Consider the following 13,866-nt stretch of genomic DNA (forward strand, 5'->3'; position numbering starts at 1 on the left):
GGATATCACCCCCCCTATCGTGACGACTGGTTAATGAATCTTTTTATCTCCTGATAAAATCCGGCAACCCACCCTTTCAAAAACGGATCCCGTACAACGACCCGTGCATAATAGACGAGGCTCACGACAAAGGCAATGGCAAGGAGGGCCAGGGCAGGCAGGGAGAGGAATTTGGCCGCGATCAGGGGCGCTGCAATCAGGAGGCCGACCGCGAGGTCGGCGCACCAGAGGTAGCACTCCCTGAGATAGTCCAGGCCCGCGAGTTTCAGGAGCCAGAGGTTCATAAAGGCGCAGAAGAACGCACCTGTCAGGGAGAAGAGGAGGATCGCGATGACCGGGTCCCCGGTCATGCCGCCGATGGTGAGGGAGACCACGCGGGACGCCAGGAGCACCAGGTCGAAGACGAGGCCGGCCCCCTGCTTCTCAAGCACGCTGAAGATGGTCGTCAACGGCGACGAGACGAACATGAAAAAGATCCAGGGGACGAGGAGTTTGACATAGAAACCGGCCTCATACCACTGTGGGCCAAGGAAGAAGACGAACATTTCCTCGCCGATGAGGAGGAGGAGGAGCATGGGAAAGATGCTGATCGCGACAAGGCGCCTGTGGACCTCCTGCACGATGGGGCCGATCTTCCCGGTCTTTTTCCTCTCCTCGCTCGCCCTCTGGAAGAAGACCTGCGAGACCGCGGTGCCGACGAGGCCGAGGGGGAGACTCACCGTCTGGTATGCGAGGGAGTACAGCCCGACGATGGCCGGGGTGAAGAAGAAGGCGAGGAATATCGGGGAGATCTGGCGGGAGACCTCGTTGGCCGCGGTCGACCAGGAGGTGAAGATCGGGAACTTCCTGTACCTGACGGCGAGTGCCCTGACCCTCGCCAGGGTGACTGACGAAAGGAGGTGCCGATCCTTCCTGACCTCGCCAAGCATCAGGATATCGGCGGCGCCGTACCCGGCCACGGCCCCTCCGATGAGGCCGAGCGGAGAGGCCACTCCGATGCCAGCCCCGATCTGCACCCCTTTGTTCACGAGGGAGTTCGCCACCCTGCCCCCTGCCACGGTGCCGAACTTCTCCCGCCTGGAGAGCCAGTAGTTCAGGACAAAGAAGAGGCCATTCAAGAGGACGAGGACCGGGATGAGACCGATATACCCGGCAAGGGCAGGGAAATTCAGGGCGGCCGCGATATTTTCGGCGAAGATGAGGAGGACCGCACCGCTGACGGCCGATGTCGCCACCACCAGGACGACGCTGAGGACAGCGAGGTTTGCAGCGTCTTCGTCCTCCCTCGGGAGCATGATGGCAAGGTGATAGGAGAAGCAGGAGATGATCGCGAGTATCCCGGCGATCGAGAGGAAGACCTGGAAGACCCCGAAGTCGTCAGGGGTGTACAGGCGGCTGATGACCGGGATGAGAAGGACGCCCGCCGCCTGGGCGATGACGCTGCCTGAGACAAGTTTCAGGACATTGGTGACAAAACGCGACATGGGGTATGGAGCATAGATTCAACTTGCTCTATATTATCCTTTGGATAGCCTGGCCCTCGATACGGTGGCATTCGGAAAATCAAAACCCGACATGAGGAGGTCAGAGAGTCTGGCCCCTGAGGGCCTCGGTGCCCCGGACGATATAGGGGAGCGACCCCGTGTCAGAGACCTTCCTCGCGGGGACGCCGGCGATGGAGATATTCGGTTCCAGAAAAGACCTGTTCACGACGCTGTTGGCGCCGATGGCGATGCCGTCCGCGATCGTGATGTCGCCGAAGATCTTCGCGCCCGGGCCGATATAGACATTGTTCCCGATCTTCGGGGCGGTCTCGTCATGGGACCCGATATTGGCGCCAGGGTGAATCCGGCAGTTTTCTCCGATCTCGGCGGCGCTGTTGACGACGAGCTGGCCGTAGTGGGCGATGGACAGGCCTGGCCCGAAGACGTTCAGGGGGATGGTGAAGCCGAGGCGCACCGACATCTGGTGGTACCTGTACTGGAGTGTATAATAGAACAGAGCATGGGCAGGGCTGATATTTTTCAGGCAGTTGTTCCAGTACTCGCACTTCCTCATCAGCAACTGGAATTTCCACAGATCGTCCCCTATCAATGGCCGGGGTCTTGCCCGCCCAATTCCTGACGAAATTTTGTCTGCTTTCATGTAGAATAAGTAGTCATCTTTCGAACGGATCATCCGGCCCCTAAGATGATCGCATAGCTCATAGAATTTTCGATCATACAGATATCTGGACGAGTGTCAATAGAATCCATAATCACAAATAATTATCAAAATATAGAAAAATCATCCGGTCTCAGGCCCTGCCGCATCGACCCGGATCCCGGTACGGGCAGACACACGGAGGAGAGACACGGGTATTCTCTCCGGGAGATGCAAATGTTGATATAAAATGTCACCAGAGACAGGTCTATTCCGGTCCACCCGCATGTATCTGTCATGAAAGGGAGAGCGGGCGCCGATCCCCGGCCTTGCAGGCTCCCTCCCCTGCAGCCAGACACGCCGAGCCTGCCCGGCCGTCCAACCCGAAAAATGCCCGAGAGGTCTTTGTACGATGGACTATCAGAATGGCGGCGATGAAGAGAGTCCCCATGCAGCGCCAGGACAGGACCAGGCAAGAGGAGTCACCGGAGAGGGCGAGGACGGCACTTCTGTTTCGGTAGGGCGTCCAGGCGGCGCAGAGAGGGGAGGGGCGCGATGAAGAAGGAGCGCTGCGCCCTGGTGATGGGGGGGTACGTGAACGGCTACTCCATCATCCAGGAACTGTACGACCGTGGCGTGCGCGATATCGTCCTCATCGACCACGACAGAAAACCCGGGGCATACAGCAACAAGATCACGCGGTTCATCTGCGCCAGAGCCACCGAGGAGAGCATCCACGCCGAACTGACAAAACTCGGCAAGGAGTACGGGCAGGTAGTCGTCTACCCCACAGACGACGTCCACCTGGAGGTCCTGGACGCCCTTGCCGGGAAAGTCGGATCCTTCTGTTTCCTCCCGATCAACCCGGCCAATCTGGGCCTCTGCCTGAACAAGTACTACCAGTACAGGTGCTGCGAGGCGCTGGGAGTCCCGTACCCAAAGACAGTCCCTATCGAGCGGGTCGAGGACGCCGGCCGGATCCTCTCTGTCCCCTTCCCTGTCATCGTCAAGCCCGACAAAAGGGAGGACCTGAAATCCGATGTCTTCAGGAACATCGTCATCTCCGACAGGGGCAACTACGATGCACAGCTCCCCAGGATCACCGCCGCCCTCGAGCAGGGCGTCCCCCTCCTCGCCTCCGAGGTCGTCCCGGGCGACGGCTCAAACATCTATGCGTACGTCGGCTACCGGAGCCGGGACGGCAGGATCCTGAGTGAATGGACAGGGAAAAAACTCTCCCAGTACCCGGACAACTTCGGGATCTTTGCAAGCGCTTCCAACCAGGCGCCGCCCGAGATCCTGGAGCAGGGGAGGCGCCTCCTCGACGGGATGGACATCGTCGGCATCGCAGAGCCCGAGTTCAAGTACGATGCCAGAGACGGAAGGTACAAACTGATGGAGATCAATCTCCGCTCCATGATGTGGCACCGTGTCGGCAACCTTTCGGGCGTGAATGTCCAGTACGCCCAGTACCTCGACGCCGCCAGCCTCGAGGTTCCCGTTCAGGTCCAGGAGAAGGAGAGGGAGGTCCACCTCGTGTACCTGAAGCACGAGATCATCAACCTCCTCATGAGACCGGGCTATCACCGCACCTTCTTCCGCAACCTCTCAGGCCCGGTCTCCCTGGCCTTCTTCGACAGGCACGACCTCCGGCCTTTTCTCGTCGACGGCGCGGACACCGTCTACGAGGTGGGCGTGGCCTGCCTGAAGAAACTGGGCCTCCTCTGATGCCTGCAAAGAGAGGTACCTGAGGGCCTGGTAGCCGAGGAGAGAGACATAGGGGCGCCGGGCATTCGCAATGTTCACGACCACCCGGCGCGGCAGGCCGTCAAGTCCCCCGGCATCCCGCATCCTCAGGAGAGAGAACCTGGAGAGATGGGGGAAGGCGAAGTACCTCCCCCACCTGACGTCGAAGAGGCGCTGGTGCATGGCACGGATCCGTGTGGCGACGGAGGGGCCGGGCATGACGCTGCTGATACGGGTCGTGCACTCGATCCCGCCGAGCGCGGCGAGGTCGCCGGTGAAGAGGGAGCAGGCCGTGTATTCCTTGTACAGCGCCTGACCGAGCCTGAGGGAGAGGGGCACGCGCTGGAAGAATGTCATCAGCTCGCGGTCCCAGAGGGGCACGCGCCAGCCGTACCCGAAGTACTCGTACACCCTGACCGAGTTGATGATGTACTTCGCCTGTCTCTCCTTGAAGTCGAAGTACTCGATGGCGTCGGCGCAGGACTCGGCGTCATGGACATCGGGACACCCGGCACTCGTCAGGGACCGCTCCGCGTAGAGGGCACGCAAGGGGGGGTCGTCCCAGGCCCAGAGCAAGTAGTGCGCCGCCAGGTTGTCGGCAAGGAATTTTTGGAGGGTGTATGCCTGCGGCCGGCCGTACTCCCGTGGGATGTGGCTGCCAGCCAGCATGTCCCCGCTGTGTCCGGGCACAAAGACAGCATCGGGCGGCACCGCACCCTCATCCTTCATCTCGCAGACGGCCAGATAGTCCTGGGTGTGGGGGAGGGAGGAGAGGTTGCCGCCATAGCGGAGGTACTCTGTAAGGGCATCCCCCCCATAGCAGGCCTGCACCTTCTCCTTCGTGTACTCCACGCAGTGCCAGTCATAGCCGAGGGCCCGGGCGACCTCACGGCTGATCCGGACCTCGCGGTTCTCCTTCACGCCATAGGTGAAGCAGGTCACGTCCTCTGCACCCAGGCGCCTGAGCATGGCGACGATGATCCGGGAGTCGAGGCCGCCGCTCAGGGGGACGACGATCCGCTTCCCTTCGCACGAGGCGAGGAGGCGACGAAAGACCCGGAGGAGAACGTTGTCGAGGCCCCGGGTGAGGTCGCCGACGAGGTCGCTACCGGCAAAATAGTCGCCGTGCCTGAACTGTGCATAACTGACGGTTCGGGCGGCGCCTGAACGCCGCGGGGAGATGAGGCACTCACCGGCCTGGAGTTGCCTGATCCCCCGGTACAGGGTCCAGGGGCCGGTGACAAAGCCGGTGGCAAGGAACTCGGCTGCGGACTCCTCGTTCAGAGGCGAGGAGACGCGTTCCACAAGGAAGTGGGGGTCGTCGGCGATGACCATCTCCTCTCCCCTGCCGGCAAAGAAGAGGGGGATGCTCCGCAGGCGGTCGACGGCGGCGGCGATGATATCGGGTGTCTCGACGACAAAGGCGTACTCGCCGTTCAAGGACTCAAGGAGGGCCCCGACGGCGTTCAGGTCGTCCCAGGGGGCGGAGAGGAGGAGGGCGGCGGTCTCCCTGCCGTCAAGGAGGACACCGCCGGCAAAGACGGTCCCCTTGTACCAGCAGCGACTCTCTCCGTTTTCGGAGAATTCCCAGGGGAAGAAGGGGTTGTTCAGGCAGACATGTCCGGCCATGGTCCTGTCCTACCGGCGGATGCAGTTATCACTCCTGATCGCATAGGAGTATAAAAATGCGCCGGAAGAGAGGCACGCAGATCGTAACCCTCATCCCCCTCCTCCTCCCATGGGTACCCGACGTGTCCATGCAGACCCTCATCCTTGCAGGTGGTTCAGGCACCAGGCTCTTTCCCCTGAGCCGGACCTGCTACCCGAAACAGTTCATCCCCCTCTTCGAGAACGAGTCGCTCTTCCAGAAGGCGGTGAAGCGGGCCCTCCTCTTCTCCCAGCCCGAGGAGATCTCTGTCATTACCAATGAGGCCCACCGCTTCCTGGTGGCGGACCAGCTCGCGGCCGTCGGCGCAGACTGCCCTGTCCTTGTCGAGCCCAGCGGGAAGAACACCCTGCCCGCGATCGTCTACGGCATGACCGAGGTCCTGAAGGAGGGGGAGGACGCGACCGTGGCAGTCCTCCCCTCGGACCAGCTGATCCTCCCTGGCGAGGAGTACAGGAAGGCTTTCCGTGCAGCCGAGGCGCTCGCACAGGACCATCTCGTCACCTTCGGGATCGCCCCGACCTCGCCTCACACAGGCTATGGCTATATCCGCCCTGGCCAGGCCCTCGCCGGCGGCTATGCCGTCGATGCCTTCGTCGAAAAGCCCGACCTGGAGACGGCGAAGACATATGTGCGGGACGGGTATCTCTGGAACTCAGGGATGTTCGTCTTCCCTGCAGCCCTCTTCATGGACGAGTGCAGGCGCCTGGCGCCGGCTGTGGCAGAGGCCTTCACCCGCTCCCCGGCGGAGGCCTATGCCTGCACCCCGAAGATCTCGGTCGATTTCGGGGTCATGGAAAAGACCGACCGCGCGGCGGTCGTGCCCCTGGCCGCTGCCTGGAGCGATGTCGGGAGCTTCGACGCCCTGTACCAGGTGAGCAACAAGGACGGGCAGGGCAACGCGGTGAAGGGCGAGTACCTGGGCATCCACAGCGGGAACAACCTGATCATCTCCGACCGCCTGGTGGCAACGATCGGCCTCTCCGACCTTGCGATCGTCGACACGGCCGACGCCCTGCTGGTCTGCCCGAAGGCCGAGTCCCAGCATGTCGGCGAGATCACGACTCTCCTGAAGGAGAGGGGCGACGGCCGCTGCGACCTCCACACCACCGTCCACCGCCCCTGGGGCCGGTACACCGTCCTCCTCCAGGGCGACTCCTTCCAGATCAAGAGGATCACCGTCCTGCCGGGCCGCCGCATCTCGGCCCAGCTCCACCACCACAGGAGCGAGCACTGGGTCGTCGTCCGCGGCATGGCCGAGGTCTCCAATGACGGCCGCACATTCTTCGTCCGCCCCGGCGAGAGCACATTCGTCCCGGCCGGGGTGAAGCACCGCCTGGGAAACCCGGGGCTGATCCCCCTGGAGGTGATCGAGGTACAGAACGGCGACTTCATCTCCGAGGACGATATCGTCCGCTTCGACGACGACTTCAAAAGGGAGTGACGAGAGGTGCCCGCCCAGGATGAGGCGAGGATGGCACAGGATTCAGGGCCCTGTCTACCCCAACCCTATCCGGAGTGAGGAACGAGCGCCAACGAGTTCGAGAGGGGCGAAGACCTTCTCGACTACCTTCGGTCGTCACTCGAAAATCAGAGATTCACGGAAGATCGAAGATCTTCATGTAAACGGGAAATACATGGTATTTCCCTTTCAGGCAAATCTTCGATTTGCCATGCAAGAAAATGCTCTGCATTTTCTGTGTTCTTGTGCTCACCTCGTTCGCAGCCCCCGGACCCCGCTCAGGATAGGGGTGGGATGATTATCTCCTCCTCAGGATCTCCTTTTCTCTCTTCCCGGATACTCTCCAAAGATGGGACGACCGAAGGAAACATGAGAAGACCAAAGGTCTTCGAGAGTCCCAGGGCCAGGAGTGTGGGGGAGGCAGGGGAAACACCCCTCCACAGGATCGCCCGACGCATGAGGGCATCTCAAGGCCACATGATCTGGGCTTTCAGTTTATCCGTGCCAGCCGCCCCTTCACCCGCCACTTCAGTTCATGGCAGAGGGAGGGGAGGTGGTACAGGAGGTTTGTCGAGTAGTTGCAGCTGCAGCCAGGGCACTGTTTCAGGAACATCTCCTTGAGCCTCTGCCTGTACGCCTCCGAGGAGACGATCTCGGGGAGGGGCGTCTCCCTGACCGTGCCCATCGGGGGCAGGGCCCAGCACCCCGAGTAGACCTCGCCGTGCGGGCCGACGTACACCTTCTCGTACCCGAGGTGGCAGGGGATGTCCTCCCTCCTGGGGTTCTGGAAATAGTCCTTCATATATTCGAGAGAGGAGTAGCTCTTGCTGATCAGGCCGGGGTGCGTGGACTTGATCCGGTGAAGCTCAGCGACCAGATCGTCGAGCCTGTCCCTTTCGTCCGCCGGTATCCAGAGTTCCGCTGTGTCGACGTCCCTGAAGAAATAGAGCGATGTATTGAGGAGGTTGAAGCCGCAGGTGATGCCGAGTTCTCTGGCCAGGTCGACCATCTTCGGGATCTCCGGGAAGGTGGGCTTCATCACGGTTGTCCCGATGGTAATGGCAAGGCCGGGGTACCGGGAGTCACGAAGCCCGATCAGGGTCCTGAGGGCGCCGGTACTCCGTTCAAATCCACCTTTCACCCCCCTGACTGTGTCGTGGACCGCGGCCGTGCCGTCGATGGAGATGGAAAAGCCGTCGAGGCCGTTCTCGATGAGAGAGACCGCCCTCTCTTCGGTGAGCAGGAGCCCGTTCGTGGTGATGGAGAGGTCGGCAAAGCCGAGGTCATCCGCGATTTTTACGATCGCGGGCAGGTCTTTTCGCAGCAGGGGTTCGCCCCCGGCGAACTCGATATTCCGGATCCCGATGGCCCTCGCCTGGGCGAGAACCTCGCCTGCCTCCCCCGCGTCCATTTCCCCGACAGAGGCGTGCCGCCACTGCCGGCAGGTGATGCACCGGCTGTTGCAGTTGTCTGTGATATTGAAGACGAGGGTCGTCGGGTGGCAGGGTATCCTGGAAAGAAACGACGTATTCAATTTCGAGGCTTCTGAGTAGAAGATCCTGGAGGACTCCTTCATTCCCTCCTTAATATATGAGGATAGTGATGCGGCCATGGTTGACTCAACCATGCAGTCCCGAAATATATTTCTTCCCCCATGAACCCGGGAGGACACTGATGGTTGCCAGGTCCACGCCGCGGGTGAGGGCATGACAGGAGATAGTACTCGGGGGGCCGCATTTGTAGCCTGAAGTCGGGATGCCTGTTCCACCCGATCTCCTCTGCATCTGGAGAAGGCTTTTTGTGCGGGCAAACCTGACCAGGATGTCGATGTCACTCTGTGCACCGGCCTCTCCCCGTGCAGAGGATCCACCCGGCATCGTTCTGTGTCAGGACGCGGACGATGGTCTCACAGATCGTATTGGTCAGTCTATATCTCGCCATCTCGCCCGACCCGTGCTGTGAATGTTATTCCCGCCCCTTCATCGGTCTTTCGACACCTCAGTCCATGGGAGATCTCGCCGGTGCTGTGCCGCCTCACATCCTCTTCTGAGACATTTTTCCCGGCCCTCAGGTCAGTGCAGCAGATTCTGCAGAAAAGGAGACCATACGCAGGAGCAGAATGTCAATCGACTTTTCGTCTGTGCCAATGAGGATCATTCCCTCTCGAAGTGAGGGGCCTCCTGCCTGCTTTCTTCGTGATCGGTAAGGCGGCGAAGAAACTCCCCCCTCCTTCAGGGAGACCCGGATGGCAGGCATGCGGGACAGACTGTACTTCATTCAGTGTGGACCGGGAGATCGTCCGGGACGTTCTGACCCACGAGATCCCGGCACAGAAACCCCTCATCCGGGCATTGCTCGACCGGACAGAGGGGAACAGCGGCTGAAAACATCTCTCTTTTTCCACCACGGCGTGCCGCCGCCCCTTACACTCCTTCCAGTTCCCTGAACCGGAAGGAGACCCGCCACTCCTGCTGCTCGCGCAGCATCATCTCGTTCGCCTCGGCAAGGAGTGCGCAGAGGGCCGGCATGTCCTCGGCCCGCCTGATCCGCAGGGAGAGGGCTGAGAGATGGCGGAGCATGCGGGAAGCCCTCTCGGCCGTCGAGCGATACTCCTGCTGGATCCGCACAGCCGCTAGGCCGGCCGCCACCGCAGGGAGGACGATGGTCAGGGTGGTGGTGTAGGGGTGGCCGACGCCCGAGGCATGGGCCGCGGCCGCGATCAGGGTGGCGATGAAGAAGATCTCCCCGGCATAGAGGAGGTCCTCGTGCCGCCGCCGGTTTTTCTGCGCCTTCTCCGCGTACCAGTCGATCTGCCGGGCGAGCCAGGCCTCCAGGAGAAAGGCCTTCAGGGGCTCGAAAGGCATCGCGAGGGAGCAGTACTCCTGCGGCCTCGACTCGACCAGACTCTCGAAGGCCCGGGAGAGCCAGTCGTCGGCATGGGGAGAGAGAGTGAGGGGCGGGCGGTCGGGGAGCTCGCAGGTGATGCAGACAAAACAGAGGAAGATCGCCGACCGGATCCTCTCTGCAAGGAAGCGGTAGTCGAGCCACCTGCGGTGCCAGTCCAGGATCCGCGCCGCGATGAGGAGGAGGAGGACGCAGGCGATCGCCGCCACCTCCAGCCAGACCAGGGCCGGCCAGGCAGGGAGGAGGAGGGCCTGAACCGCGACGATGGCGATCGCGGCAGAGGAGAGGGCGTACACTGCACTGCCAGCCAGCCGATGGCGGCTGCCATAGTGATCGGCGAGGATGCGGGTGCGGGCATAGTACGGGAGGAGGAACCCTGCCACCTCGTCAAGGAGGGCCGGGTCCAGGCCCGCACCGAGCAGGGCCGCCCTGTAAGCACTCTCGTGGCCGGCCACCTTTACCCTGACCCGCGCCGGGTCCACACTCTCGCCATTGTAGGTGTCAAAGAAGCGGAGGGTCTCGAGGATGCGGTCGGCATGGTGCTCCGCGGTGACCGCACCCGTCGGGGTAACGAAAAAGAATGTCCTGCCCGCGGCGCGGGCCGACGAGGCGGCATCTTCGGTAAAAGCGACGAGGATCTCGCAGGCCTCGGCCACCTCCGCGGCCGAGCCGACGGTCTGGAGGTCGGCGATGCCGGGAACAGTTGCACTGGTGGTCACGGCCACATAGGTGTGAGGTGTGCTGGCAAGGATGCGGTCCAGGTACGCGAGCACAGGCGCGGGGTCGCCCTCCCCTGCCACCCCGACGCGGACCACCAGGGGGAGGGGAGGGGCGTACATATTCACGGCCGCCCGAGGGCGTCCCTGATCGCTCGGCGCACCGCACCCGAGGGTTCGGCGACGAGGGCCGTCTCCAGGGCCTCGTCCGCGCCCCCCACACGCCCCAGGGCAAAGGCCGCCGCCTTCCTGGCAGGGGGGTTCACGTCGGCGAGGAGGGGGAGGAGGGCCTCCCGCGCCGCCGGGTCCGCGATCAGGCCGAGGGCCTTTGCCGCCATATAGCGCACATGGTCCTTCCCGTCGCGGAGGGCCCGCACCAGAGCCTGGACGGCACGGCGGTCGCCGATGCGGCCAAGCCCCTCCGCGGCGCGGTACCTGACCCGCCACGCAGGGTCCTGCAGCGCGTGGATAAGGGGGAGGACGGCACGCTGGGCCACCAGGCCCTCCATCGCCCTGGCACGCACCCCCTTGTCGGCGTCGCCGAGGGCCAGAACGAGCGCAGCCACATCATCCCCTGTCTTCCCAATCAGGATCGCCGCCATGCTCCTGATGCGGGCCTCGTCGGCCCCGGAGAGGGCGAGATTGAGTCCTTCCCGCGCACGGTCGACCGTGTACTCATGCTCCATGGGAAGACACTTCGCGGTCAGGAGTAAAAAACACACCCCGGCGTCGGGGAGTGACGACAGAAAAAGGGAAAACGCCCAGGACGGAATTCGAATCCGTGTCGATGCCGTGACAGGGCATCATGATAGGCCTCTACACTACCTGGGCACATTGCGATCCCGCCTCCCGGAGTCGAACCGGGGACATCGCGGTAGCCGCGCGGTTACCGAGCGTCGGTAAACCAAACTACAGCCGCGCACTCTACCAGTCTGAGTTAAGGCGGGTATTGCGTTATATAGGTGGGTCTAGCCGGTTATTAAAGATATCGGTGCCTCCTGACGCCCCGGGAGACACCTATATATATCACAGTGTCCACTTCTGTGTATGTCTCGCATCAACGCAGACACACAGATGACAAGGGGGTATCGTTTTCTTTACCCCTGGGAATGCACGTAAGAACATCACTCTTTTCGACACCACGCTGAGGGACGGCGAACAAACGCCGGGCGTATCCTTTACCGTTGACCAGAAGGTAGAGATTGCACGCCAGCTCGCCGCAACAGGCATCGGCACCATCGAGGCCGGTTTCCCTGCCTCCTCCGCGGAGGAGAGGGAGGCCGTGCAGGCGGTCGCCAGGGCCGTCGACTCTGCCCGGATCTGCGGCCTCGCCCGGATGCGCAGGGACGACGTGGACGCCTGCACCGCGTGCGGCGTCGGCATGGTCCATCTCTTCGTCCCGACCTCCGACATCCAGCGGGAGTACACGATCAAAAAGAGCAGGCAGGAGGTGCTCGACGCCACCGCCGAGGTCGTCGCCTATGCCAGGGAGCAGGTGCCGCACGTCCTCTTCTCCGCGATGGACGCCACCAGGACCGACAGGGACTACCTGGCCGAGGTCTGTCTGGCGGCCGTGGACGCGGGGGCGACGACCGTGAACATCCCGGACACCGTCGGCGTCATGACGCCGACCGCGATGAAGGAGTTGATCGCCTGGGCCGTGAAGGAGGTGAAGGCGCCGATCGACGTCCACTGCCACAACGACTTCGGGCTCGCGGTCGCAAACACCCTGGCCGCGGTCGAGGCCGGGGCCGCGCAGGTCCAGGTCACCGTCAACGGCATGGGCGAGCGGGCCGGCAACGCCGACCTCGCCCAGACCGCGATGGCCCTGGAGGCGATCTACGGCATCGAGACAGGCGTCGTCTCCAACCGTCTCCTGGAGACCTCGCGCCTCGTCTCACGGTACGCCGGGATCAGCATCCCGCCGGGCCAGCCCGTCGTCGGCGAGAACGCCTTCGCCCACGAGAGCGGCATCCATGCCCACGGCATCATCGAGCACCCGGACACCTTCGAGCCAGGCATCATGACCCCGGAGATGGTCGGCCACCGGCGGCGCCTGAAGCTCGGCAAACATGCGGGCAGGCACGCCGTCCGCCAGATGCTCGCCGACGTCCACATGCAGCCTGACGACGCCGCGCTCGACCAGATCCTGGCGAAGATGAAGGCGATCGCCAGCCGCGGCCGCCGGATCACCGACGCCGACCTGTACGCGATCGCCGAGGAGGTGATGGGCATGGCAGGCGTCACCCCCGCGGTCGGGCTGCGGGACATCGCCGTCTTCACCGGCACACACTCGATGCCGACCGCCTCTGTCAGCCTCATCGTCGACGGGGCCGAGAGGGTCGGGTGCAGCACAGGCAACGGCCCGGTGGACGCCGCCATGAAGGCGATCCTCCGCTGCCTGGACGAACCCGTCCACCTGAAGGAGTTCGCGGTCGAGTCGATCAGCGGCGGCACAGACGCCATCGGCCATGTCACGATCGCCGTCGAGGATCGGGCAGGCCACATCTTCGACGCCTCCGCGTCCTCCGACGACATCGTCATCGCCTCCGTCGACGCGATGATCAACGCGATCAACCTGCTGCAGAGGGTGCAGGGCGCGAAAACCGGGGAGTGAAACCCCCGGAACTACCCTCTTCTTTTCAACCCGCACGGGTTCACAACTTCATGCGCCAGACCGAAAGGCTATCCCAGAACACTCTCATTCATTCCCCTATCACTGCATGCAGGGCTCTGGAGAAAATTTCATGTTCGGGTCGATATCTCCCCCGGATTCCGTGATGAGCAGCACGAACCCCCCACCTTCCCCACGCTCTCCACCGGAGGACTGACGCCGAAAATCAAAGATTATCTCGACTCCCTTCGGTCGTTCCCCCGGACACCCGAAAATAGGATAGAAAGGGAGAAGGATAAACCCTGCAACCTGAGGACACCTGCCATCCACCGTCCTATCGTAATGGTGGGAGCGCGAGCGTTAGCGAGCATGAGAAAACCATAGGATTTCAATTCAGGGGGTGAAAAACCCCGTCACAGGCACGAAAATGATTTTTCCAGAGGTGAAAATTAAAGCAACACGAATAAATAGCACCACATAAAATTGCGTTTGAATGTGGGAGCCTCGAAAGTACCATGAACTGCCAGCATGGGTCAGGGCCGCATCTGATCCTCAAAAGATCCCTATACCAAAGGATACGACACGGTATTTTCATGGAAGGCACTACGTTTACAGG

At 62.3% G+C, this 13,866-nt stretch carries 11 protein-coding genes and 2 tRNA genes; 4 read left to right on the top strand and 9 right to left on the bottom strand.

Translation table 11 applies throughout. The features are described from left to right. Positions 1-14: 14 nt before the first annotated feature. Together BP869_RS04040 and BP869_RS04045 are read right to left on the bottom strand one after the other, a co-directional pair. Entirely contained in the window at positions 15-1,484 is a 1,470-nt protein-coding gene (locus BP869_RS04040; RefSeq protein ID WP_342677121.1) for a lipopolysaccharide biosynthesis protein, read from the bottom strand. Positions 1,485-1,584: 100 nt separating this feature from the next. Beyond that, entirely contained in the window at positions 1,585-2,058 is a 474-nt protein-coding gene (locus tag BP869_RS04045) for a serine O-acetyltransferase (protein WP_300165665.1), read from the bottom strand. 639 nt (positions 2,059-2,697) lie between these two features. Here BP869_RS04045 and BP869_RS04050 point away from each other — a divergent pair. Then, on the top strand, positions 2,698-3,870 hold the full coding sequence (locus BP869_RS04050) for a hypothetical protein (protein ID WP_342677124.1): 1,173 nt from the start codon (positions 2,698-2,700) through the stop codon (positions 3,868-3,870). On the opposite strand, the gene BP869_RS04055 is transcribed toward BP869_RS04050, so the two are convergent. Continuing rightward, a complete protein-coding gene (locus BP869_RS04055; protein WP_342677125.1) occupies positions 3,751-5,517 on the bottom strand; it encodes an asparagine synthase-related protein in 1,767 nt (588 codons plus the stop codon). The genes BP869_RS04050 and BP869_RS04055 overlap by 120 nt on opposite strands. 56 nt (positions 5,518-5,573) lie before the next feature. Between BP869_RS04055 and BP869_RS04060 the strand changes: the two genes are divergently transcribed. Continuing rightward, positions 5,574-6,998 (top strand): mannose-1-phosphate guanylyltransferase/mannose-6-phosphate isomerase, encoded by a 1,425-nt coding sequence (locus BP869_RS04060; protein WP_342677127.1) that lies wholly within the window; start codon positions 5,574-5,576, stop codon positions 6,996-6,998. A 508-nt stretch (positions 6,999-7,506) separates the two neighbouring features. Here the strand turns inward: BP869_RS04060 and BP869_RS04065 are convergent. Together BP869_RS04065 and BP869_RS04070 are read right to left on the bottom strand one after the other, a co-directional pair. Further along, the gene (locus BP869_RS04065; RefSeq protein ID WP_342677129.1) at positions 7,507-8,643 is read right to left on the bottom strand and encodes a radical SAM protein; all 1,137 of its coding nucleotides are present in this window, start codon (positions 8,641-8,643) and stop codon (positions 7,507-7,509) included. Beyond that, on the bottom strand, positions 8,636-8,893 hold the full coding sequence (locus tag BP869_RS04070) for a nucleotidyltransferase domain-containing protein (protein ID WP_342677131.1): 258 nt from the start codon (positions 8,891-8,893) through the stop codon (positions 8,636-8,638). The genes BP869_RS04065 and BP869_RS04070 overlap by 8 nt, the downstream gene beginning before the upstream one ends. Positions 8,894-9,211: 318 nt before the next feature. On the opposite strand from BP869_RS04070, the gene BP869_RS04075 reads away from it, so the two are divergent. Continuing rightward, positions 9,212-9,400, top strand: a complete 189-nt coding sequence (locus tag BP869_RS04075; protein ID WP_342677133.1) for a hypothetical protein — start codon at positions 9,212-9,214, stop codon at positions 9,398-9,400. Positions 9,401-9,439: 39 nt separating this feature from the next. On the opposite strand, the gene BP869_RS04080 is transcribed toward BP869_RS04075, so the two are convergent. The 4 genes from BP869_RS04080 to BP869_RS04095 all read right to left on the bottom strand — a co-directional run bounded on the left by BP869_RS04080 (position 9,440) and on the right by BP869_RS04095 (position 11,583). Next, entirely contained in the window at positions 9,440-10,759 is a 1,320-nt protein-coding gene (locus BP869_RS04080) for an SLATT domain-containing protein (protein WP_342677135.1), read from the bottom strand. A 2-nt stretch (positions 10,760-10,761) separates the two neighbouring features. After that, positions 10,762-11,322, bottom strand: a complete 561-nt coding sequence (locus BP869_RS04085) for a HEAT repeat domain-containing protein (protein WP_342677137.1) — start codon at positions 11,320-11,322, stop codon at positions 10,762-10,764. Positions 11,323-11,394: 72 nt separating this feature from the next. Next, positions 11,395-11,467: transfer RNA gene (locus tag BP869_RS04090), tRNA-Asp, on the bottom strand. 9 nt (positions 11,468-11,476) lie between these two features. Then, a tRNA-Tyr gene (locus tag BP869_RS04095) sits at positions 11,477-11,583 on the bottom strand. A 140-nt stretch (positions 11,584-11,723) separates the two neighbouring features. On the opposite strand from BP869_RS04095, the gene BP869_RS04100 reads away from it, so the two are divergent. Then, complete coding sequence (locus BP869_RS04100; protein ID WP_342677402.1) at positions 11,724-13,253, top strand: 2-isopropylmalate synthase; 1,530 nt, start codon at positions 11,724-11,726, stop codon at positions 13,251-13,253. Positions 13,254-13,866 lie beyond the last annotated feature (613 nt).

This window comes from Methanofollis sp. UBA420, assembly GCF_002498315.1.
GTDB lineage: Archaea > Halobacteriota > Methanomicrobia > Methanomicrobiales > Methanofollaceae > Methanofollis.

Bases quoted from the DNA above. Each gene is read 5' to 3' on its own strand.
- BP869_RS04085 (WP_342677137.1), bottom strand. From the start codon at position 11,322: ATGGAGCATGAGTACACGGTCGACCGTGCGCGGGAAGGACTCAATCTC.
- BP869_RS04060 (WP_342677127.1), top strand. From the start codon at position 5,574: ATGCGCCGGAAGAGAGGCACGCAGATCGTAACCCTCATCCCCCTCCTC.
- BP869_RS04080 (WP_342677135.1), bottom strand. From the start codon at position 10,759: ATGTACGCCCCTCCCCTCCCCCTGGTGGTCCGCGTCGGGGTGGCAGGG.
- BP869_RS04045 (WP_300165665.1), bottom strand. From the start codon at position 2,058: ATGAGGAAGTGCGAGTACTGGAACAACTGCCTGAAAAATATCAGCCCT.
- BP869_RS04050 (WP_342677124.1), top strand. From the start codon at position 2,698: ATGAAGAAGGAGCGCTGCGCCCTGGTGATGGGGGGGTACGTGAACGGC.
- BP869_RS04070 (WP_342677131.1), bottom strand. From the start codon at position 8,893: ATGCCGGGTGGATCCTCTGCACGGGGAGAGGCCGGTGCACAGAGTGAC.
- BP869_RS04040 (WP_342677121.1), bottom strand. From the start codon at position 1,484: ATGTCGCGTTTTGTCACCAATGTCCTGAAACTTGTCTCAGGCAGCGTC.
- BP869_RS04065 (WP_342677129.1), bottom strand. From the start codon at position 8,643: ATGGTTGAGTCAACCATGGCCGCATCACTATCCTCATATATTAAGGAG.
- BP869_RS04055 (WP_342677125.1), bottom strand. From the start codon at position 5,517: ATGGCCGGACATGTCTGCCTGAACAACCCCTTCTTCCCCTGGGAATTC.